Here is a 20687-nt window from a genome sequence, read left to right on the forward strand (position 1 = left end):
TTGCTTGCGGAATGTTCTCGCGCGAGTAGCGTTGGAGTCAACAGCGGGGCACGACCCCGCCGAACGGAGGCGAGAAGACATGACGAAGACCCACACCATCCCCATGACCGCTGCCGACCCCGAGGTCGCCGCGGGAACAGCCCAGTTCCTCACCCCCGTCGTTCTCGGGTTGCAGGCCCTCGCCGTCAACGGCAAGCAGGCCCACTGGAACGTCCGCGGCGCGAACTTCATCGCGATCCACGAGCTGCTCGACACGGTGGTCGCCAATGCGCAGAACGCCGCCGACCAGGCCGCTGAGCGCATCGTCGCCCTCGGCCTGCCGATCGACGCCCGCGTGAGCACGGTCGCAGACAAGGTGAAGGCGACCACCGTGCCCGCAGGCTTCGCGCAGTGGCAGGACGAGATCGTCGCGATCGTCGGCGACATCGACGCGGTGCTCGCAGATGTGCAGGCCGCGATCGACGGACTCGACGAGATCGACCTGACGAGCCAGGACATCGTCATCGGCATCAAGGCGGCGCTCGAGAAGGACCGCTGGTTCCTCTCGGCGCACCTCGCCAGCTGAACCGAACGAGACAACGCGCCCCGGACCTGAACGGTTCGGGGCGCGTTGTCTCGTTCAGGACAGGTGCGTCAGTCGACCGCCGAGCAGGGTCGCCGCGGTGCCCGTCGCGCGCAGCGAGGGCTCGTCGGCGCTGAGTGGATCGCGGTCGATCACCGCGAGGTCGGCGACGTCGCCCGCGTTCACCGTCGACCCCGTGACTGAGCCTCCACTGGTGGATGCCGCGAGGGCAGTCGCAGCATCCAATGCCTGATCGGGTCGCCAGGCGGGCCGTCCCCCGCGCGTGCGGAAGACCGCGGCGGCCATCGCCGCCCAGGGGTCCAGTGGTGCGACCGGCGCATCGGAGCCGAACAGCAGGTTCGCTCCGGCATCGGCCAAGGCGCGCAGCGGATACGGCAGCGCCGTCTGCTCAGCCCAGATCGTGTCGGTGAGGTCGCGGTCGTCCACCGCATGCTCGGGCTGCACGCTGGCACCGACACCGAGGCGCGCGAAGCGGGCGATGTCGGCGTGGGCCACCAGCTGCGCGTGCTCGATCGTGCCCTGCGCCCCCGTTGCGGCGAACGCGTCGAGGGCGTGCGTGTTGGCGAGGTCGCCGATCGCGTGAACCGCGACCTCGAGCCCCGCACCGGTCGCGCGGGTGAGGAGCTCGCCGAGGATGTCCGGCGCGATCGTCAGCAGCCCTCGGTTGCCCGGATCGCCCGGGTAGTGGTGCGAACACGCCGCCGTGCGGGTGCCGAGGGAGCCGTCGGTGATGAGCTTGAGCGGCCCCATCCGGACGAGCCCCGCGGGGTCGAGAGCGTCACCGGTGGCGAGCCCCTCGGAGATGGCGCGCTCGAGCAGCGCCGGGTAGACACCGAACCGGATACGCGTCGAATCGAACCCCTGCGCGAGGCGCCGTGTCCACGCTTCCGCGTTCCACGCCATGTCGAGGTCGACGATTCCCACGATCCCCAGCGCAGCGGCGCGGGCGAGGGCCTCGGTGACGAAGCGGTCCCCCACCGCTGGATCGACGGCGTTGAGCCGCCGCGAGATCTCGAACGCGGGCTCCTCGCGAAGCATCCCATCCTCGGTCGCGGCGAGCTGTTCGCGGGCGAACGCAGCGGTGTTCAGCCAGACGCTGTGCACGTCGGCGTTGATGAGATACGTCGGCACGTCCGCAGTGACGGCATCGAGCATTGCGCGCGTCGGGCGGTCCGGCCACAGGGCATCACGGAAGCCGGTGCCGACACGTCGACCGTCGTCGAGCGCGGGTGCGCCGCCCATCCGCGCCGCGGCGTCAGCGGCGGAGGTCGCGTCGCCGAGCGGCACCCGCTGAGCGACGAGGGCCCACTGCACGGTGTGCACGTGATGATCCCAAAGCCCGGGGATCAGCCAGCCACCGGCACCATCGAGGACAACGCCTGCGCGCGGGAGCGCGCCCGCCGGTGCGATGTCGATGACGCGACCGTCACGCAGGTGCACGTCGACGACGTCGTCACCGAACGGGTCCAGCCTGTCGGAGCCCGTCAATCGCACGTCGGCGACGACGTCGACCTGCGAACCGTGTTCGGCGGTCACGACTGCGCCCGCGCGGCGCGCATCGACTCGTGCGCGCGGCGCATCTCGCCCGCAAGTCGCGGGTCGGCATACGGCGACGCCCCGGATTCCAGCGCCGCGATGACCTGATCTACGCTGACGTCGCTCTTGTTCTGACTGAGTTTGCGTTTGGCGACGACCTTGGTGGGCGTCAGACGGAATCCGACGGTGCCACGCTCCATCCTTCGCACGTAGTCCTCGTCGTTCGGCGGCTCCCACATGAGGTGCGGCTGCGCCATCCCGGACTCGAAGCGCATGACGAGTCGGTCGAGCACCCGCAGGTTCTCCTCCGCTGCGAGCACTTCGGGCACGCCCGACAGGTGCACCGTCACAAAGTTCCATGTGGGAACGTTCGGGCCCGGCTCGTACCAGCCCGGTGAGATGTAGCCGTGGGGGCCTTGCGCGATGACCAGCAGTTCGGCGCCGGTGCCGAGCCCCAGCAACAGATCGTCGGGCCGGCCGACGTGTCCGACGATGGTGAGATCGTCGCGTGCCTCGTCGAGCAGCACCGCGTAGTGCGACGCGACCAGACCCTCGGCGCCCGTCGCGACGAGGGTCATCCAGGGGTTCTCTTCGATGACGCGGCGCAGTTCGCGGACGTCGGTCATCGCGAAACTGGGGTTCTGCCTCATGCCGTCGCTCCTTCTGTCCCCCCGACGCTCAACGTTGGCAGCTCGGGCACCAGTACAGCTTCCTCGTCGCCATCTCCTCGAGCACGATGGCGGTTCCGCACACCCGGCAGGGCAGCCCGGTGCGGTGGTAGACCCAATGGCGATCGTCGCGGCTCGCCATCGCCCGCCGATACGCCTCGGCATCCAGATCGTCCATCGTCATCATCTGGCCGGTCTCGACGCCGATGGCGAGCAGACGGACCCAGTCGCGCCACAGTCCGCGGACGGTCTCCTCGGGTACATCGCGACCGGGCGTGTGGGGATCGAGGCCGGCGCGGAAGAGCAGTTCGGCGCGGTAGACGTTGCCGATGCCGCTGACGACGCTCTGGTCCATCAGCAGCAGACCGATCGGTGTGGGCTTGCGACGCACGGTGGCGGTGAAGCGTTCCTCTCCGGCGTCGACGTCGTCGACGAGCGGGTCGGGGCCGAGCTTGGCGATGGTCGCCGCGACCTCGTCGGGGCTCTGCAGTTCGCACGCGGTCGGTCCGCGCAGGTCGGCGCACGTGACGTCGGTGAGCAGACGCAGCCGCACCTGACCGACGACCGCCGGCGGCCAGAGGTCGCCGTCGTCCGCGAGCCCCGTGGTCTGTTCGCTCATCCGCACGTGGACGCGAGTGCGACGGGGCGCGCCGATCGACGTCAGCGAATTCTCTCCGGCGTCGTCGAAGACCTGGTCGAGGTCGGTCCCCCGCTGATTGGTCTGCCCCATCCGCCCGTTCGCAGACGCGATCGTCGGGTCGACGAGGATCTCGCCTGCGAAATCCCACGCGCCGTACATACCCAGGTGTACGCGGAGCCACACATCATCCTCGAACCCGAGGAACATCTGCTTGCCGACCGCACGGACCTCGGTCGCTTCCCGTCCGGCGAGCACGGCCGCGCCCTCGGCGAACCTGCCCTGCGGGCTGGAGGCCTGGACCGTGCGCCCGACGATGTTGCGGTCGAACTGGCGCGCGATGCGGTGGACGGAATGCCCCTCGGGCATCAGTGGACCTGCGGGGCGCGGGGGTCCGGCTCGAGCGAGCCGTCGGTCTCGTACGCCGCGAGCTGACCGATGCGCCGCACGTGGCGCTCCTCGCCCGGGAACGGCGTCGCGATGAAGCGGTCGATGAACGACACGGCCTCGTCGAAGGTGTGCTGGCGCGCACCGATCGCGATGACGTTCGCGTCGTTGTGCTCGCGCGCGAGTTCCGCCGTCGAGAGGTTCCAGACCAACGCGGCGCGGATGCCGCGGACCTTGTTCGCCGCGATCTGCTCGCCGTTGCCCGACCCGCCGAAGACCACCCCGAGCGCCTGCGCACCGGCGGCCTGGTCCTCGACGACCGCCTGCGCTGCGCGAATGCAGAACGAGGGATAGTCATCGAGCGGGTCGTACGAAACCGGACCGTGGTCGATCACGTCGTGGCCCTGCGCGGCCAGGTGCTGCTGCAGCTGCGTGGAGAACTCGAGTCCGGCGTGGTCGGTGGCGATGTGGATCCGCATGCTCACAATCCTAGGGAGAAGGTCCGACCGCGGCGTCCGTGCGTCACGGCGCGAGCCCGGCCGCCGCGGGTTTGAATCCGGCGCGAACGTTCTCGCAGCATCCGGGGCGGCACACGTCGAACCACGGCCCGAGTGCCGTGCGGGCCGGGCGGTCGGATGCCGGGGTGCCCTGCACGCGCTCCATGACCAGATCGACGAGCCCGGCGACGTACGCGGGATCGATGCCGGGGGTCGGCGTGCGCACCGCGCGCAGTCCGGCGCCCGCCGCCGCTTCGATCGCCTCGGTATCGAGGTCCCACAGCACTTCCATGTGGTCGCTCACGAAGCCCAGCGGCACGATCACGACGGCCGCGAATCCGGCATCCGGCAGCGTTTCGATGACGTCGCAGATGTCGGGTTCGAGCCACGGCTGGCTCGGCGGTCCCGATCGCGACTGGTAGACGAGATCCCACGCAATGCCGGCGGCATCCGACCGGGCCTCGGCGAGCTCATCCATGATCACCTCTGCGACGGCGCGATGCTGCGCGGCGTACGCACCACCCTCGCCCCAGTCGACGTCGCGCGGCCCGGAGCGTTCAGCGTCGGCGAGCGGGATGCTGTGCGTCGAGAACAGCACCCGGATCGTGTCGGCGTCCACGCCGTCGTCGAGCATCCCGGCGACGGCATCACGCACGCCGGCACTCACCGGCGCGACGAAACCTGGGTGGTCGAAGAACTGTCGCACCTTGTCGATGGTGACCCGGTCGGAGACGCCGGCGGCATCGGCGACCCGGGCGAAGTCCTCGCGATACTGGCGACAGCTCGAGAACGAGCTGTACGCGCTCGTGGCCAGGGCGATCAACCGGGTGTGACCCGCATCGACGGCATCGGTGACGGCCTGCTCGAGGTAGGGCTCCCAATTGCGGTTGCCCCAGTACACCGGCAGGTCGATGCCCCGTCGGGCGAGTTCGTCCTCGAGGGCGGCCTTCAGCGCGCGGTTCTGCGCATTGATGGGGCTCACACCGCCGAAATGCCGGTAGTGGTGTGCCACCTCTTCGAGCCGCTCGTCGGGGATGCCGCGACCCCGTGTCACGTTCCGCAGGAACGGGATGACGTCGTCCTGGCCTTCTGGCCCGCCGAAACCGGCGAGCAGAATCCCGTCGTACGCGACGGGCTCTTCGACGTGTGCCGGGCCGGTCGCCGCGGCCGGTGAGGCCAGCAGCACGGGGGTGGGAACAGAGACGGTCGGAAGCGCAGATTCGGGGTCGGAACTCACACCACCATCCTCGCACCCGCGCGCGTCGGCTCGGCACGGCATAGGCTGTGTGCGGTGCCCGGCCGACCACGCCGGACGCCGCAGACCTGCCCGAACACCCCACGGAACCCCAGGGAGCAACGACGTGCCCGGAGAGAACCTCACCCGCATCGAGGCGCAGGAGCGCCGCGCGATCGTCGACACGCAGTCGTACGAGATCGCCCTCGACTTGACGAAGGGCGCCGAGGTCTTCGGGTCGCGCACCATCGTGCGCTTCACCGCGACACCCGGCGCGTCCACCTTCATCGACCTGATCGCACGCGACGTGCGAACGATCACGCTCAACGGCGCGCCCGTCGACGCTGCGGCGTTCGCCGATTCGCGGATCGCGCTGTCGGGCCTTGCCGCTGAGAACGAACTGATCGTCGACGCGGACTGCCTCTACACCAACACCGGTGAGGGCCTGCACCGGTTCGTCGACCCGGTCGACGGCGAGGTCTACCTCTACTCGCAGTTCGAGGTGCCCGACTCCCGCCGCGTCTTCGCCGTGTTCGAGCAGCCCGACCTGAAGGCGACGTTCCAGTTCACCGTGACCGCGCCGGCCGCGTGGAAGGTCGTCTCCAACTCCCCCACCCCCGAGCCCGTCGTCGACGGCGAGTCTGGCACGTGGTCGTTCGCCCCCACCCCGCGCATCTCGTCGTACATCACGGCGCTCGTCGCGGGCCCGTACGAGGCGACCTTCTCCGAGCTGACCAGCGCCTCGGGCCGGGTCGTGCCCCTCGGCGTGTACGGACGCAAGAGCCTGTGGCAGCACCTCGACGCCGACTACATCTTCGAGAAGACCCGGCAGGGCTTCGAGTACTTCGAAGCGAAGTTCGGCGTGCCCTACCCGTTCGAGAAGTACGACCAGCTGTTCGTCCCCGAGTTCAACGCGGGTGCCATGGAGAACGCCGGCGCGGTCACTTTCACCGAGACCTACGTCTTCCGCAGCAAGGTGACCGACGCCGTCAAGGAGCGTCGGGTCGTCACGATCCTGCACGAGCTCGCGCACATGTGGTTCGGTGACCTCGTCACCATGAAGTGGTGGAACGATCTGTGGCTCAACGAGTCGTTCGCCGAGTGGGCGTCGACGATCGCGACAGCCGAGGCCACCGAATGGACCGAAGCGTGGACGACGTTCAACGCCATGGAGAAGACCTGGGCCTACCGCCAGGATCAGCTCCCCTCGACGCACCCGGTCGTCGCCGAGATCAACGACCTCGAAGACGTGCAGGTGAACTTCGACGGCATCACGTACGCCAAGGGCGGTTCGGTGCTGAAGCAGCTGGCGGCCTGGGTCGGCATCGACGAGTTCTTCGCGGGTGTGTCGGCGTACTTCCAGAAGCACGCCTGGTCGAACACCGAGCTGAGCGACCTGCTCACCGAGCTCGAGACCACGAGCGGCCGGGAACTCGGCACGTGGTCGAAGAAGTGGCTCGAGACGGCGGGCGTCAACACGCTCGCACCTGAGCTCACGACCTCGGAGGACGGCACGATCACGCGTTTTGCGATCGTGCAGACCGCCCCGGCGGACTACCCGACGATCCGTCCGCACCGGCTCGGCGTCGGCTTCTACAGCCTGCAGGACGGCTCGCTCGAGCGCGTGCACTACGCCGAACTCGACGTCGACGGCGACCTCACCGAGGTGCCGGAGCTGAAGGGCCTGGCGCGCCCCGACCTCGTGCTCCTCAACGACCACGACCTCGCCTACGCGAAGATCCGACTCGACGAGCGGTCGCTCCAGACCGCGATCGAGCACCTCTCGGCGATCGGCGACCCGCTCGCACGTTCGCTGGTCTGGGGCGCCGCGTGGGACCAGACCCGCGACGCAGAGTCTTCGGCATCCGACTACGTCGATCTCGTGCTGCGCAACATCGGCAGCGAGACCGAGTCGACCACCGTTCGGACGACGCTGGCGCAGCTGCTGCTGGCCGCCAGTGCCTATGTCGCGCCCGAACGTCGCGCGGCGACGCGTGCGAAGGTCGCCGACGGCCTGTGGCAGCTGGCTCAGGATGCCGAAGCCGGCAGCGACAGCCAACTGCAGTTCGTCACGGCCTTCGCGGGAGCAGCCTCGACGGCCGCCCACTGGGAGACCGTGCGGACGCTGCGCGATGGCGCGATCGCACTCCCCGGGCTCGAGATCGACGCCGACCTGTCGTGGATCCTGCTCGTCTCGCTCGCCGCAGGCGGTGTCGTGGACGCGTCGGTCATTGATGAAGCGCGTGCTGCCGACAACACCGCGAAGGGCGGGGAATTCGCCGCTCAGGCCGCTGCGGCGCTACCGGCCGAAGCAGACAAGCGCGTCGCGTGGGCCTCGCTGGTCGACAGCGCCGACCTGCCGAACACCGTCGTCCGCGCGGCCGCCCTCGGCTTCGTGCACCCGGCCGGCGTCGAATCACTCGGCGCCTTCATCGACGACTACTTCGCCATGCTGCTGCCCGTGTGGAACCAGCGCACGTATCAGATCGCGAACTACCTGATCACCGGGCTCTACCCGGCGCCGCTGGCGAACACCACGCTGCGCGACGCGACACGTCGCTGGCTGAACGAGCACAGCGAGGCTCCCGCCGCCCTGCGTCGCCTGGTCGCGGAGAACCTGGCCGGCGTCGAGCGGGCGCTTGCCGTGCAGGCACGCGACGCCGAATAGTCCGACGACACGACGGCCTCTCCCGAGAATCATCCTCTCGGGGGAGGCCGTCCGCGTCGGAACACGACCATGGGCGGATGCCGACGCGACGCGCGAGCCCGTAGCGTCGAAGCATGATCGTCGCTGAACATCTCACCAAGCGCTTCGGCGCGAAGACCGCGGTCTCTGATGTGTCCTTCTCGGTGCAACCGGGCAAGGTCACCGGATTCCTCGGTCCGAACGGCGCCGGCAAGTCGACCACCATGCGCATGATCGTCGGACTTGACCGTCCGACATCGGGTCGCGTGAGCATCGACGGCCGCGACTACCGCTCGTTGCGCTCGCCCCTCACCGAAGTCGGCATCCTGCTCGACGCGAAGGCCGTGCACACGGGGCGGAGCGCCCGCAACCATCTGCGCGCGATGGCGGCGACCCACGGCATCCCGCGCAGTCGCGTCGACGAGGTGATCGAGCTCACGGGTCTGCAGAACGTCGGCGGCAAGCGTGCCGGCGGCTTCTCACTCGGCATGGGACAGCGCCTCGGGATCGCCTCGGCACTGCTCGGCGACCCCCGCACGCTCGTGCTCGACGAGCCGGTCAACGGGCTCGACCCCGAGGGCGTGCGCTGGGTTCGACAGTTCGTGCGGGCTCTGGCCGCCGAGGGGCGCACGGTGCTCCTCTCGAGCCACCTCATGAGCGAGATGGCCCAGACCGCAGACCACGTGATCGTGCTCGGCCGGGGCCAGGTCCTCGCCGACGCGCCGCTATCGGACCTCGTGCGGGCGTGGACGACGCCCGCCGTGACGGTCCGCTCCCCTCGGGCGAGCGACCTCGTCGCCGCGATCGATGCGCCCGACGTCGGCATCACGACGACCGAACCGGGCCTGCTGCATGTCACCGGCGTGACGGCAGCGCGCATCGGCGACGTCGCCGCCGAAGCCAGCATCCCCCTGCACGAATTGACGCCCGCCAGCGGTTCGCTGGAAGAGGCGTACATGGCCCTCACCGAGCAGGCCGTCGAGTACAAGAGCAAGGAACTGTCATGACCGCCGTCGCCGTCGAAACCGCCGCTCCCCGGACCGAGTCGCCGTACCGGCTCGGCTTCCTCCGCGTGCTGCGCGGTGAGGTCATCAAACTGCTGACCCTGCGGTCGACGTGGTGGTCGCTTTCGATCACCGTCGCGCTCGCGCTCGCGATCTCGACCCTCGTCGCCTTCGCGACACGGGACTTCCCGGGCTCCCCTGCGGTGCTCGGCATTGTCGCGCCCATCCAGTTCACGATGCTCGTCGCGGGCATTCTCGGCGCCATCAGCGTGACCGGCGAGTACTCGACCGGCATGATCCGGTCGAGCCTCGCTGCTGAGCCGCGCCGTGGGGTGGTGCTGCTCGCGAAGTCTCTCGCCGTCGCTGCGTTGCTCGCGGCGACCGCTGTCGTGACGACGGCACTGTCCGTCGTCGCCACATCGCTGGTCGGCGGAGCCGAGCTCGACTGGGCCGATCCCGTCGCGACCTGGATCCCGCTGGCGTGGGGCGTGATCGCGATGGCCGTCTTCGCGCTCATCGGTGTCGGCTTCGGGTTCCTCATCCGCAACGGTGGCGGCGCGATCTCAGCCACCGTCGGTGTGCTCTTCGTGCTCCCCATCGTGTTCAGCCTGTTCACGATCGGCGGGGAGTCGTGGCAGTGGCTGGTCGACGCCTCACGGTTCCTGCCGAGCAGCGCCGCAATGGCGCTGACGATGCCCGAGGGCGTCGAGTGGGAGCCGGTCATCACGCTCCTGGCGTGGCCCGCAGTGCTGCTGCTCGGCGGGTGGGCGGTCCTGCGCACGCGCGACGCGTGAGCGTCGGGTGATCGCGCGGGTGCGCTCCCGCGCGATCACCGCTGCGCTCGTTAGGATCGGATCGATGAATACCGCATGGATGACGGGCCTCTGGCCGACGATCCTCGCGTGGCTGCTCGATGCCGGCGGCACGCTGTTGACGGTCGCCGGCATCATCGTCGGCGCCATCGTGTTGGCGTGGGTGCTGCGCTTCGTGATCAGGCGCGTCGTGGACCGCATCGTCTCGGGCGCCAAATCGCGCGCCAACGTCGACGACACCCAAGCGCTCGAACGCTCCCCACTGGCGGCGATGCGGCTCGTGCAGCGAACTCGCACGCTCGGCTCGATCCTGCAGAACATCGTCAACGTCGCGATCGTGATCGTCGCGGTGCTGTTGATCGTGCACGTTCTCGCCCCCAGCGCACTCGGTTCTTTCGCGCTGCTGTCGGCTGCGATCGGCGCGGGCCTCGGCTTCGGCGCCCAGAACATCGTGAAGGACGTGCTCAACGGCATCTTCATCGTCGCCGAAGACCAGGTCGGCATCGGCGACGTCGTCGATCTCGGCCTCGCATCCGGCGTCGTCGAATACGTCAGCGTGCGCATCACCCACGTCAGGGACGTCAACGGCACCCTCTGGTACGTGCGCAACGGAGAGATCACGCGCATCGGCAACATGTCGCAGGGCTGGTCCCGCGTCATCATCGACCTCGCCGTGCCGGTGGATGCCGATGTCGACGAGGTCGAAGACACCTTGCTCGCGGCAGCGAAAGAACTCGCCGCGACCCCGAAGTGGCGTACTCGCATCATCGAAGAACCCGAGGTCTGGGGCCTCGAGTCGATCAGCGGCGATGCCCTCGTCATCCGCCTCGTTATGAAGACGCGGGCCAACGCGAAGGACGATGTCGCCCGTGAGCTGCGCATGCGACTCAAGCACGCGATCGATGAGATGGGACTCACCCTCCCACAGTTGAACACCATCACGCTGTCGGGCCAGGAGGCGGCGCAGCGGGTGCGCGGGGCGAACCCGCCGTTGACCCGTCCGACCCCGGTGCCGCCCGCCAAGGGCGTGTGGAAGGCGAAGAAGCGCGCCGACGCGCCCGTCGTGCCTGACGTCACGAAGCCCACAGCCGACACCGACGACGAGGAGGACCCGGCGTGAGCGACCTGCCGAGCTTCTACGACGAGATCGGCGGCCACGACACGTTCGTGCGGCTCGTCGACGCGTTCTATCGCGGCGTCGCCCAAGACGAGGTGCTGCGACCGATGTATCCCGAAGCCGACCTCGGGCCGGCGGCGGAGCGACTCACCCTCTTCCTCGAGCAGTACTGGGGTGGGCCGTCGACCTATAGCCAGCAGCGCGGGCATCCGCGTCTGCGCATGCGTCACGCACCGTTCCACGTGAACCCGGACGCTCGCGATCGCTGGCTGCAGCACATGCGGGCCGCCGTGGATGAGCTGGCCCTCCCGCCCATCCATGAAGCCACCCTCTGGGACTACCTGCACCGGGCCGCGTATGCGATGGTGAACACGTTCGAGCCGACCGGGATCGGCCCGACCCGCGGTGCACAGTCGACCGCCTTCCCGCTGCATCCGCAGACGCCGCCGACCGACACGACGAAGGAGTCGTCCGAATGAATGCTGCCGCCTCCTCGCAGACCACCACCGATGTGCTCGTGGTCGGGTGGGGGCTGGCGGGGCTCGTCGCCGCTTCGGAGGCGCTCGAGGCCGGTCGACACGTGACGATCCTCGACCAGGAGCCGCGCACGAACATCGGCGGCCAGGCGCACTGGTCGTTCGGGGGGCTGCTGTTCATCGACTCCCCCGAACAGCGGCGAATGGGCATCCGCGACTCGCTCGACCTCGCACGGCACGACTGGTTCGACACGGCGGGGTTCGACCGCGACGACGATGCCTGGCCCAAGCGGTGGGCGGAGGCGTATCTGCAGTTCGCGCACCAGGAGAAGCGGGCGTGGCTGCGCGAGAAGGGCGTCGGCTTCTTCCCCGTCGTCGGGTGGGCCGAGCGCGGCGGGTACACGGCGACCGGGCCCGGCAATTCAGTCCCCCGATTCCACATCACCTGGGGCACCGGGCCGGGGCTGGTCGAACCGTTCCTCCGCGCCGTCGAATCGGCTGAGGCCGCCGGGCGGCTCAGCATCCTCCCCCGCCACCGCGTCACACGGCTCGAGGTCGCAGACGGCGTCGTCGTCGGCGCGGCAGGCGACGTGCTCGCGCCGTCCGGTGCGGCGCGAGGCATCGCGACCACTCGCGAGGTGGTGGGCGAGTTCCGCATCGAGGCGGGGGCGGTCATCGTCTCCTCAGGCGGTATCGGCGGCAACCACGACCTCGTGCGTGCCGCGTGGCCCGACCGTCTCGGCACGCCCCCGAGCAGCATGCTCACGGGCGTGCCCGCCTACGTCGATGGGTCGATGCACCAGGTATGCGCGGACGCAGGGGCGCGCTTGATCAACGGTGATCGGATGTGGCACTACGTCGAGGGCATCCGCAACTGGGATCCGGTGTGGCCGCAACACGGCATCCGCATTCTTCCCGGCCCGTCCTCGGTGTGGCTCGATGCCACCGGTGCACGCCTGCCCGTTCCCCTCTTTCCCGGGTTCGACACGCTCGGAACCCTCGAACACCTCCGCCGCACCGGCCACGATCACTCCTGGTTCGTGCTGTCGCAGCGGATCGTTGAGAAGGAGTTCACGCTGTCGGGCAGCGAGCAGAACCCCGATCTGACCGGCAAGGACGTGTCGCTCCTGGTCAAGTCGCGTCTGGGCAAGGGGGCCGCGGGACCGGTGCAGGCGTTCCTCGACCACGGCGAGGACTTCATCGTGCGTGACGATCTCGACGCCCTCATCGAGGCGATGCGGGCGCTGCCCGGCGGCGATGTGCTCGACGGTGCGCGCGTGCGCCGCGAAGTCGAGGCCCGCGACCGCGAGATCGACAACGACTTCACGAAGGATGCGCAGATCGCGATGCTCCGCTCCGCGCGCGCCTATCGAGGCGACCGCCTGGTGCGGACCACGCCGCCGCATCGGCTGCTGGATGCGGCATCGGGTCCGCTCATCGCGGTGAAGCTCCACGTGCTCACCCGCAAATCCCTCGGCGGCATCGAGACCGACCTCGACGGCCGCGCGCTCGGTGTCGACGGCACACCGATTCGGGGCCTGTACGCGGCCGGTGAGGCGGCAGGGTTCGGTGGCGGCGGTATGCACGGGTACCGCGCGCTGGAGGGGACGTTCGTCGGAGGCTGCCTGTTCAGCGGCCGCACGGCCGGTCGAGTGGCCGCGGCGTCGGTGTGAGCCGCGTCAGCCGCCGGTGGTGCGCACCCCGGTGAGACCGGTGTGGACGCGGGTGCGCGTGAGCACGTGGCCGCGACGCAGCGAGATCCTGGTCCAGGGCCCGCTGGTGTAGACCTGCGCGGTCTCCGATCCTCCGATGAATCCGAGCACATGCGCCGCGAACGCGACGCCGCGCGGCAACCCGGCGAGCTCGTCGTCGGCGATCCCCCAGACCGCAGCACGGACGGTGTGCACGATCTCCTCGCCCGGCTGGGCGGGCAGCCCTTCTGTGACCGCGGTGATCCCCCACTGTGCGCGCGCGGCGAGCACGTCGGCGCCGAGGCCGCCGGCCGGCTCCCACCCGCCGCGCGGCGGCGCGATCCCCGCCCACGGGGCGGTCATTGCGGTTTCGGGCAGGACGAGGTCGGTCTGGTCGCCGATGACCAGCGACGAGCCGTCGACGGTGAGATCGCAGACCAATTCGGGGTCGACCGGCAGCATCCGCATGCCGATCACCGTCGGCGTGCCGTCGAGGAGTGAAGTCGGTGCGAGTGCGGCGGCGGACATCGCAAGCACGCCCCCGTCGGCGCGCAAGCGCACGGCTCCATCACTCAGTCGCGCGGCGCGACTCGCGAAGGTCAGGGCATCGGCCGCGGCACGGGCATCGGGGAACGGAATGCGCTGACTCATCACACCTAGACTATCGAGACAGGCCAGCACGGACGGAGACGGTGTGACGGAACAGGGCGACCCGGTCGCGAACATGCTGTCGGTGCTCGACCTGTCGGCGAGCGGCGCGCGCACGACCGAGGACATCTTCACGGGAGCGTCCCACCACATGCCGACCGGACGCGTCTTCGGCGGCCAGGTGCTCGCGCAGGCGGTCATCGCCGCGGAGCGCACGATCCCCGATGACCGGGTGCCGCACTCGATGCACGGGTACTTCCTCCGGCCGGGTGACGCGAGCGAGGGCATCACGTTCAGCGTCGACCGCATCCACGACGGGCGCTCGTTCGCGACCCGACGCACGCAGGCCTTTCAGGACGGCGTTCCGATCTTCTCAATGATCGCGTCGTTCGAACGCGAAGACGACGGACTCGACCATCAAGAACCGATGCCCGGCGGCATTCCCGGCCCCGACGACGTCGACGATGCCGAAGCGCACCTCGAGCACCCGCTGAGCCGACGCCTGCTGGCGGCGCGCCCCGTCGAACTGCGACACGTGCCGTCGCCCGTCTACGAGCGCGTGGAGGGTCCGCACACGCCGCGGCAGGCCGTCTGGATGCGGACCCGCCGCGCCATCCCCGATGCGCCCGAGCTGCACCGCGCCGTGCTCGCCTACATGAGCGACATGACGATCCAGGAGTCCGTGCTGCGCGCCCACGGTGTGTCGTGGAGCCTGCCGGGATTGAAGGTCGCGAGCCTGGATCACGCCATGTGGTGGCACCGACCGGCGCGTGTGGACGAGTGGCTGCTGTACGTGCAGGAATCGCCCAGCGCGCGCGCCGGACGGGGACTTGCGACCGGCCGGATCTACACCCGGGAGGGCGTGCTGGTCGCGACTGTCGCGCAGGAGATCATGATCAGGGTGCCCGACGCCGAGTGAGGACCCGTGGCCGCGCTCACCTGCGATGACCGTAGACGACCGGCTCGCCCAGATACGGCTCCCACGCGCTGCGCATCTCGTCGGTCAGGCGCATGGGGCGCCCGGTGGCGGCATCCACCATCACGACCACCGTCGTGGCGCGCGCGTACAGCTGCTGGTGCGGGTCGCTTTCGGGGCTGAACACCTCGTAGCAGACCTCGATCGACGATCCACCGAGCTTGCTGAACCACAGCTGCACGTCGAGCGGCGCCCGACGGTACGGCACCGGGGCGAGGTACTCGATCTCCTGCCGGGCGATGAGCGTCAGGACGCCCGCCTCGATACCCGACTCGATCACCGCCGTCGCCGGCGCGTCTTCGCCCACCTCCGGCACCCAGAACACCCGCACGCGCGCCTCTTCGAGGAGCTTCAGCATCGACGTGTTGTTCACGTGGTTGAACGCGTCGAGGTCGCCCCACCGCAAGTGGATGGGGACGTGCAGCCGCCGGGTGTCAGTCACGGGTGAGTTTGCGGTAGGTCGACTTGGCGGGGTTCGCCGCGTCGGCACCCAGGCGTTCGATCTTGTTGGCCTCGTACGCCTCGAAGTTGCCTTCGAACCAGTACCACTGGTCGGGGTTGTCGGCGGTGCCTTCGTAGGCGAGGATGTGCGTCGCGATGCGGTCGAGGAACCACCGGTCGTGCGTGATGACCACGGCACAACCGGGGAACTCGAGCAGTGCGTTCTCGAGGCTCGAGAGCGTTTCGACGTCGAGGTCGTTGGTCGGCTCGTCGAGAAGCAGCAGATTGCCGCCCTCCTTGAGCGTGAGTGCGAGGTTCAGGCGGTTGCGCTCACCGCCGGAGAGGACACCCGCCTTCTTCTGCTGGTCCGGGCCCTTGAAGCCGAACTTCGACACGTATGCGCGGGACGGGATCTCGGTCTTGCCGACCATCATGATGTCGAGGCCGTCGCTGACGACCTCCCACAGCGTCTTGTTGGGGTCGATGTTCGCGCGCGACTGGTCGACGTAGCTGATCTTGACCGTTTCGCCGATCTTCAGGTTGCCGCCGTCGAGGGGCTCGAGGCCCACGATCGTCTTGAACAGGGTCGTCTTGCCGACGCCGTTGGGGCCGATGACGCCGACGATGCCGTTCGGCGGCAGGCTGAAGCTCAGCCCGTCGATGAGCGAGCGCCCGTCGAAGCCCTTCTGCAGCTTCTTCGCCTCGATCACGACGTTGCCCAGGCGCGGGCCCGGCGGGATCTGGATCTCTTCGAAGTCGAGCTTGCGCGTGCGCTCCGCCTCGTTCGCCATCTCCTCGTAGCGCGCCAGTCGCGCCTTCGACTTCGCCTGACGCCCCTTCGCGTTGGACCGGACCCACTCGAGTTCTTCAGCGAGGCGCTTGGCGAGCTTGGCATCCTTCTTGCCCTGAATCGCGAGCCGTTCGCGCTTCTTCTCGAGGTAGGTCGAGTAGTTGCCCTCGTAGCCGATGAGCCGACCGCGGTCGACCTCGGCGATCCACTCGGCCACGTTGTCGAGGAAGTATCGGTCGTGGGTGATGGCGATCACCGCGCCGGGGTACTTCTGCAGGTGCTGTTCGAGCCAGAGCACACTCTCGGCGTCGAGGTGGTTGGTCGGCTCGTCCAGCAGCAGCAGGTCGGGCTTCTGCAGCAGGAGCTTCGCGAGCGCGACGCGTCGCTTCTCACCACCGGAGAGGTTCGCGATCTCGGCGTCGCCGGGCGGGGTGCGCAGTGCGTCCATGGCCTGCTCGAGCTGGGAGTCGAGGTCCCACGCGTCGGCCGCGTCGATCTCTTCCTGAAGGGTTCCCATCTCGGCGAGCAGCGCGTCGAAGTCGGCGTCCGGATCGCTCATGAGCGCGGAGATCTCGTTGAAGCGGTCGAGCTTCGCCTTGATCGCGACGCCCTCCTGGATGTTCTCCAGCACGTTCTTCGACTCGTCGAGTTCGGGCTCCTGCATCAGGATGCCGACCGTGAAGCCGGGGCTGAGCTTCGCCTCACCGTTCGACGGGGTGTCGAGACCCGCCATGATCTTGAGGATCGTCGACTTGCCGGCACCGTTCGGACCGACCATGCCGATCTTGGCGCCCGGCAGGAACGCCATCGTGACGTCGTCGAGGATCAGCTTCTCGCCCACAGCTTTGCGGGCACGGACCATGGAGTAGATGTACTCAGCCATAACGGACCAAGTCTACGCGTGCGTCGTGCCCTGCCCGTTCACCCGTCGACGGCGGGGGTGTTCCCGACGAGACAGCCGCCCTCGGGCAATTCGGGCAAGACCACTGCGACGGGTCGTGCGATGGACGGGCCCACCTGACCCACCAGGCACTCCCCCTCCCACAGCACCGAGAACTGGACGCTGTCAGCGGGATTGCCGACGGTCGTCGCGTCCGCCGTGCGCTCCATCGCCGCGATGTCGAAGCCGACGCCGACGAGTGCGGTGACATAGTCGGAAGAAGCGACACTTCGGGTGTCGGACCACACATCGTCGACCGTCGCGGCAAAGAACGCGAGGTTCGCCCGCGCGTCGCCGCCCGGATCGAGTGCGAGCGCAGTCGGCGTGGGCGCCGGCGTCGACGCCGTGGTCTGTGCGGGCGGACCGGTCTGCGGAGCGCAGGCGACGCACAGCGTCATGACCGCCGCCGCGAGAACGGGGAGCACGGTTCGCAGCGGGCGCACGCACCGAGTGTACGGCGCCCGCGCGCCGCTGCACGCAACCCGTGCGTCAGAACGGCGTCGCGACGGCCGGCGCCCAGTCCTGGGAGGACGTCGCCGTGGGGGCCGGAGCCTCGAGCGCGCCATCACCCGGAGCGTCAGGCTCCTCTGAGCCCTCCGGCGAAGCCGCGACGTCCGCGGTGCGGCGTTCGGTCGAGCGCTGAAAGGTGGTGGTTCCCCAGAGCAAGTCGTGACCGAGTGCCTCGGCGTCGACGTCGACCGCCGTGCCGCGCTTGTCTCCCGACTCCCAGTCGCGCACCGAAAGGCGGCCGGTGACGATGACCCGTTCGCCCTTGCGAAGCGATTCGAGGGCGTGCTCCCCCAGCGCCCGGTATGCGGAGACCGAGTACCAACTCGTGCCCGAATCGATCCATTCGCCGGTGCGACGATCGAGCTTGCTCCGAGTACTCGCCAACCGGAAGTTGGCGATCGGCGAGCCGTCGACGTTGCGACGGCGCTCAGGGTCGGTGCCGATCGTGCCGACGATCGTGATGCGGTCAGTCATGAGATCCTCCATCTCCTCCCGAGGCCCATCCTCGGGCTGCTTCGACGCCCGGGTGCCCGCCGGGCGCCGAAGCACTCTCAGTGAAGCGTCCGGTACGCGTGGGATGGCGCCGAGACGGCGGATCCGTGGAGAACCCGCGGGTCCGGGTCATTGGGGAGGAGGCGATGCGATCCGGAATGTCGGGGGTCCTCCGTATCGTGAGGGGCATACGGACGTCGACGGCGAGATCGGAGGAACGATGCAGACACACACGTTCGGGCCGCGCACGAGCGTCGTCGGAAGCGGCATCCGGTTCGTCGCCGTCACGGACGACACATGGCGCGTCGTAGATCCCGGCGGTCGCATCGTCGGGCACGTGCAGCTGCGACCCGTGCCGGGCGGCACGCGCGTACGCGCCAAGCGGTTCAACGCCGCGGCCGGCGGCTTCGTGCTGGTGGGAGAGTTCTGGAGCGTCGACGAAGCGATCGCCGCACTGCGGAACTGACTCAGACCACGGCGTCCAACATGTCGACCTCGACTCGCGGGGCACGCGCGCGGATGTCGGGCCACAGCTCGGCGAGCACCTCCACGGCACGCGTCAGGTCGGCAGGCGGTGCCGTGAACGGCACGCGCAGACGTGCCTCATGTCCGCCGTCTATGCCGAACCGTCCACCGGCAGACAGATAGATCCCCTCGTCGCGCGCCGCCAGCACGAGCGGTCCGCTCAACGGCGCGTCGAGGCCGACCCACAGTGCCACACCGCCGTCGACATCGGGGATCTGCCATTCCGGCAGCCGCGTTCGCAGTGCCGCAGCAAGCGCGTCCCGACCGTCGCGCAGCAGACCGGCGCGCTGGACGAGGATCTCCGGCATCCGACGCAACAGGCGCGCGGCGACGGCCTGCTCGAAGTCCGGCGTGCCCAGATCACGGCGCGGCCGTGCCGCGACGAGCAGCCGGATCGTCTCGGGGTCGGTGCGCACCCAGCCGATGCGCAGGCCGCCCCACACGATCTTGCCGAGCGACCCGATTCGAACCTCGGCGGACGGCAGGGTGAGGTCGGGTCGCGCTGCGTCATCCAGGGCGAGCTCGGCGGTGGTGTCATCCACGACCACGACGGCGCCGGCCCGTGCCGCCGCAACGCTGATCCGCACCTGCTCCGCATCGGTCATCGTCCGTCCGGTGGGATTCTGGAATGCCGGCATGAGGTAGGCCATCGCCGGTGCCGAGCGCTCGAACGCCTGGACAGCGCGGTCCAGGTCCCAGCCGTCCTCGCACGAGACCGGGACGCCGACGAGTCGAGCCCCGGCCGCGCGCAGCGACTCCGCCGCGTGCGGGTAGGTGGGTGTCTCGATGACCGCCCGGTCGCCGCGACGCAGGAGCGTATCGGCGACAAGATCGATACCGGCCTGGGCGCCGGCAGTCACCAGGATCTGCTCGGCCGTCGTGGCGAGGCCGCGCTCGGTGTAGCGGTCGGCGATCGCCCGGCGCAGATCGGGATCGCCGGTGAGGTCGTAGCCGGGCCGCGCGACCAGCGCTGCGGCGTCAGCGGCGACTTCGGCGATGATCCCGGCGAGCCCCGGCCACGCGGATGGGCTGGCCTGCTGCAGGTCGATGGCGCCCGGTGATGCGTCGACGCGCCCCGGTGGTCGTCGTCCGACCGGCTGTGTGATGCTCCCCGAGCCGCGAAGGCTCGTGATGTGGCCGGTCTCGCGCAGGCTGCGGTACGCGGTGGCGACCGTCGTTCGGCTCAGCCCCAGCGCCGTCGCAAGTTCCCGCTCCGCCGGCAGCGCGGTGGCTGCGGCGACGCGCCCGTCGAGGCACAGCAGACGGATGCCGTCCGCCAGCGCCTCATACGCGGGTTCGCGAGTGCGCCACCCGCCGAGGGCCTTGGTCAGCACCCGTGCCGAGATCCGTGAATCCATGTCGGCCACCGTATCGCGATTGGACTGGTCGTGACATGCCAATTCTGCGCTTGAATGGCCACATGCTCAATCGACTCGTCCGCCTCGTTATCGGTCTCGTGCTCTTCGGCGCGGGCTGCGGGGTCATGGTGCAGGCCGGCATCGGCCTGGATCCGTGGACCGTGTTCGCGCAGGGCCTGTCGATCCAGACCGGCGTCGGCATCGGGTGGATCACCAACATCGTCGGATTCCTCGTGCTGCTCCTGTGGATCCCGCTGCGTCAGCGGCCCGGCATCGGCACGGTCGCCAACATCCTGCTGGTGGGGACGTCGATGCAGGCGACCATCGCAGTCGTGCCCGCGGTGGAGGGGTGGGCGTGGGGCGTCGTCGTCTTCCTTGCGGGGCTCGTGCTGGTCGCTGGGGCCTCCGGGCTGTACATCGGCGCCCGACTGGGTCCTGGCCCTCGAGATGGCCTCATGACCGGCCTCAACGGGCGATTCGGCTGGCCGCTGTGGGCATGCAGGCTCGGCGTCGAAGCAAGTGTGCTGGTGGCCGGGTGGCTGCTGGGCGGCACGGTCGGCGTCGGCACCGTGCTGTTCGCTGCGCTCATCGGCCCGCTCGTGCACATCGCGGTGCCTCTGCTCGACTCTCAGCGCGAGCCGCGCCGTCGCTCACTGCGCGAGCCGGTCGCGCCGTGATG

General features: G+C 69.4%; 21 protein-coding genes. 10 read left to right on the plus strand and 11 right to left on the minus strand.

Annotated elements, in window-relative coordinates:
* Positions 1–79: 79 nt before the first annotated feature.
* On the plus strand, positions 80–565 hold the full coding sequence (locus AC3ENX_RS12340; protein WP_434812173.1) for a Dps family protein: 486 nt from the start codon (positions 80–82) through the stop codon (positions 563–565).
* Positions 566–619: 54 nt separating this feature from the next.
* Here AC3ENX_RS12340 and AC3ENX_RS12345 read toward each other — a convergent pair whose 3' ends face one another.
* Genes AC3ENX_RS12345 through AC3ENX_RS12365 form a run of 5 tightly spaced genes read right to left on the minus strand, consistent with a single transcriptional unit; the run spans position 620 to position 5545 of the window.
* Positions 620–2119 carry an amidohydrolase gene (locus AC3ENX_RS12345; RefSeq protein WP_434812174.1) on the minus strand — a complete coding sequence of 500 codons (1500 nt, stop codon included), beginning with the start codon at positions 2117–2119 and terminating at the stop codon, positions 620–622.
* On the minus strand, positions 2116–2769 hold the full coding sequence (locus tag AC3ENX_RS12350) for an FMN-binding negative transcriptional regulator (RefSeq protein WP_434812175.1): 654 nt from the start codon (positions 2767–2769) through the stop codon (positions 2116–2118). The genes AC3ENX_RS12345 and AC3ENX_RS12350 overlap by 4 nt, the downstream gene beginning before the upstream one ends.
* A 28-nt stretch (positions 2770–2797) precedes the next feature.
* Positions 2798–3793 carry an Fpg/Nei family DNA glycosylase gene (locus tag AC3ENX_RS12355; RefSeq protein ID WP_434812176.1) on the minus strand — a complete coding sequence of 332 codons (996 nt, stop codon included), beginning with the start codon at positions 3791–3793 and terminating at the stop codon, positions 2798–2800.
* Positions 3793–4290 carry a ribose-5-phosphate isomerase gene (locus AC3ENX_RS12360; protein ID WP_434812177.1) on the minus strand — a complete coding sequence of 166 codons (498 nt, stop codon included), beginning with the start codon at positions 4288–4290 and terminating at the stop codon, positions 3793–3795. Before AC3ENX_RS12360 ends, AC3ENX_RS12355 begins: the two co-directional genes overlap by 1 nt.
* Before the next feature lie 43 nt (positions 4291–4333).
* Positions 4334–5545, minus strand: coding sequence for a ferrochelatase (locus AC3ENX_RS12365; protein ID WP_434812178.1), 1212 nt, complete (start codon positions 5543–5545; stop codon positions 4334–4336).
* Positions 5546–5669: 124 nt separating this feature from the next.
* On the opposite strand from AC3ENX_RS12365, the gene pepN reads away from it, so the two are divergent.
* The 6 genes from pepN (at position 5670) to AC3ENX_RS12395 (ending at position 13310) form a co-directional block, all read left to right on the plus strand.
* Complete coding sequence (pepN, locus tag AC3ENX_RS12370; RefSeq protein WP_434812179.1) at positions 5670–8210, plus strand: aminopeptidase N; 2541 nt, start codon at positions 5670–5672, stop codon at positions 8208–8210.
* Between the two features lie 113 nt (positions 8211–8323).
* Positions 8324–9235 (plus strand): ABC transporter ATP-binding protein, encoded by a 912-nt coding sequence (locus tag AC3ENX_RS12375; protein ID WP_434812180.1) that lies wholly within the window; start codon positions 8324–8326, stop codon positions 9233–9235.
* Entirely contained in the window at positions 9232–10026 is a 795-nt protein-coding gene (locus tag AC3ENX_RS12380; RefSeq protein ID WP_434812181.1) for an ABC transporter permease subunit, read from the plus strand. Before AC3ENX_RS12375 ends, AC3ENX_RS12380 begins: the two co-directional genes overlap by 4 nt.
* A gap of 64 nt (positions 10027–10090) precedes the next feature.
* Positions 10091–11164, plus strand: a complete 1074-nt coding sequence (locus tag AC3ENX_RS12385) for a mechanosensitive ion channel family protein (RefSeq protein WP_434812182.1) — start codon at positions 10091–10093, stop codon at positions 11162–11164.
* Positions 11161–11640: a globin gene (locus AC3ENX_RS12390; protein WP_434812183.1), complete on the plus strand. Its 480-nt coding sequence runs from the start codon at positions 11161–11163 to the stop codon at positions 11638–11640. The genes AC3ENX_RS12385 and AC3ENX_RS12390 overlap by 4 nt, the downstream gene beginning before the upstream one ends.
* Positions 11637–13310, plus strand: coding sequence for an FAD-binding dehydrogenase (locus AC3ENX_RS12395; RefSeq protein WP_434812184.1), 1674 nt, complete (start codon positions 11637–11639; stop codon positions 13308–13310). Before AC3ENX_RS12390 ends, AC3ENX_RS12395 begins: the two co-directional genes overlap by 4 nt.
* A 6-nt stretch (positions 13311–13316) precedes the next feature.
* On the opposite strand, the gene AC3ENX_RS12400 is transcribed toward AC3ENX_RS12395, so the two are convergent.
* Positions 13317–13979, minus strand: coding sequence for a DUF8185 domain-containing protein (locus AC3ENX_RS12400; RefSeq protein ID WP_434812185.1), 663 nt, complete (start codon positions 13977–13979; stop codon positions 13317–13319).
* A gap of 43 nt (positions 13980–14022) precedes the next feature.
* Between AC3ENX_RS12400 and AC3ENX_RS12405 the strand changes: the two genes are divergently transcribed.
* Entirely contained in the window at positions 14023–14895 is an 873-nt protein-coding gene (locus AC3ENX_RS12405) for an acyl-CoA thioesterase (RefSeq protein ID WP_434812186.1), read from the plus strand.
* A 16-nt stretch (positions 14896–14911) separates the two neighbouring features.
* Here the strand turns inward: AC3ENX_RS12405 and AC3ENX_RS12410 are convergent, their stop codons facing one another.
* The 4 genes from AC3ENX_RS12410 to AC3ENX_RS12425 are packed head-to-tail and all read right to left on the minus strand — an operon-like array spanning position 14912 to position 18107.
* On the minus strand, positions 14912–15394 hold the full coding sequence (locus tag AC3ENX_RS12410; RefSeq protein ID WP_434812187.1) for an acyl-CoA thioesterase: 483 nt from the start codon (positions 15392–15394) through the stop codon (positions 14912–14914).
* Positions 15387–17066 (minus strand): energy-dependent translational throttle protein EttA, encoded by a 1680-nt coding sequence (gene ettA / locus AC3ENX_RS12415; RefSeq protein WP_434812188.1) that lies wholly within the window; start codon positions 17064–17066, stop codon positions 15387–15389. Before ettA ends, AC3ENX_RS12410 begins: the two co-directional genes overlap by 8 nt.
* A gap of 38 nt (positions 17067–17104) precedes the next feature.
* A complete protein-coding gene (locus AC3ENX_RS12420; protein ID WP_434812189.1) occupies positions 17105–17566 on the minus strand; it encodes a DUF6993 domain-containing protein in 462 nt (153 codons plus the stop codon).
* Between the two features lie 46 nt (positions 17567–17612).
* Positions 17613–18107 carry a single-stranded DNA-binding protein gene (locus AC3ENX_RS12425; RefSeq protein WP_434812190.1) on the minus strand — a complete coding sequence of 165 codons (495 nt, stop codon included), beginning with the start codon at positions 18105–18107 and terminating at the stop codon, positions 17613–17615.
* Positions 18108–18345: 238 nt separating this feature from the next.
* Between AC3ENX_RS12425 and AC3ENX_RS12430 the strand changes: the two genes are divergently transcribed.
* Positions 18346–18591 carry a hypothetical protein gene (locus tag AC3ENX_RS12430; RefSeq protein ID WP_434812191.1) on the plus strand — a complete coding sequence of 82 codons (246 nt, stop codon included), beginning with the start codon at positions 18346–18348 and terminating at the stop codon, positions 18589–18591.
* Position 18592: 1 nt separating this feature from the next.
* On the opposite strand, the gene yczR is transcribed toward AC3ENX_RS12430, so the two are convergent.
* Positions 18593–20008, minus strand: coding sequence for a MocR-like transcription factor YczR (gene yczR / locus AC3ENX_RS12435; protein WP_434812192.1), 1416 nt, complete (start codon positions 20006–20008; stop codon positions 18593–18595).
* Positions 20009–20070: 62 nt separating this feature from the next.
* Here yczR and yczE point away from each other — a divergent pair, with 62 nt between their 5' ends.
* Complete coding sequence (yczE, locus tag AC3ENX_RS12440; protein ID WP_434812193.1) at positions 20071–20685, plus strand: membrane protein YczE; 615 nt, start codon at positions 20071–20073, stop codon at positions 20683–20685.
* The last annotated feature ends 2 nt before the right edge of the window (positions 20686–20687 follow it).

The sequence above is a fragment of the Microbacterium sp. bgisy189 genome (genome assembly GCF_057707225.1).

Bases quoted from the DNA above. Each gene is read 5' to 3' on its own strand.
- AC3ENX_RS12340 (WP_434812173.1), top strand. From the start codon at position 80: ATGACGAAGACCCACACCATCCCCATGACCGCTGCCGACCCCGAGGTC.
- AC3ENX_RS12350 (WP_434812175.1), bottom strand. From the start codon at position 2,769: ATGAGGCAGAACCCCAGTTTCGCGATGACCGACGTCCGCGAACTGCGC.
- AC3ENX_RS12355 (WP_434812176.1), bottom strand. From the start codon at position 3,793: ATGCCCGAGGGGCATTCCGTCCACCGCATCGCGCGCCAGTTCGACCGC.
- AC3ENX_RS12360 (WP_434812177.1), bottom strand. From the start codon at position 4,290: ATGCGGATCCACATCGCCACCGACCACGCCGGACTCGAGTTCTCCACG.
- AC3ENX_RS12375 (WP_434812180.1), top strand. From the start codon at position 8,324: ATGATCGTCGCTGAACATCTCACCAAGCGCTTCGGCGCGAAGACCGCG.
- AC3ENX_RS12380 (WP_434812181.1), top strand. From the start codon at position 9,232: ATGACCGCCGTCGCCGTCGAAACCGCCGCTCCCCGGACCGAGTCGCCG.
- AC3ENX_RS12385 (WP_434812182.1), top strand. From the start codon at position 10,091: ATGAATACCGCATGGATGACGGGCCTCTGGCCGACGATCCTCGCGTGG.
- AC3ENX_RS12395 (WP_434812184.1), top strand. From the start codon at position 11,637: ATGAATGCTGCCGCCTCCTCGCAGACCACCACCGATGTGCTCGTGGTC.
- AC3ENX_RS12400 (WP_434812185.1), bottom strand. From the start codon at position 13,979: ATGAGTCAGCGCATTCCGTTCCCCGATGCCCGTGCCGCGGCCGATGCC.
- ettA (WP_434812188.1), bottom strand. From the start codon at position 17,066: ATGGCTGAGTACATCTACTCCATGGTCCGTGCCCGCAAAGCTGTGGGC.
- AC3ENX_RS12425 (WP_434812190.1), bottom strand. From the start codon at position 18,107: ATGACTGACCGCATCACGATCGTCGGCACGATCGGCACCGACCCTGAG.
- AC3ENX_RS12430 (WP_434812191.1), top strand. From the start codon at position 18,346: ATGCAGACACACACGTTCGGGCCGCGCACGAGCGTCGTCGGAAGCGGC.
- yczR (WP_434812192.1), bottom strand. From the start codon at position 20,008: ATGGATTCACGGATCTCGGCACGGGTGCTGACCAAGGCCCTCGGCGGG.
- yczE (WP_434812193.1), top strand. From the start codon at position 20,071: ATGCTCAATCGACTCGTCCGCCTCGTTATCGGTCTCGTGCTCTTCGGC.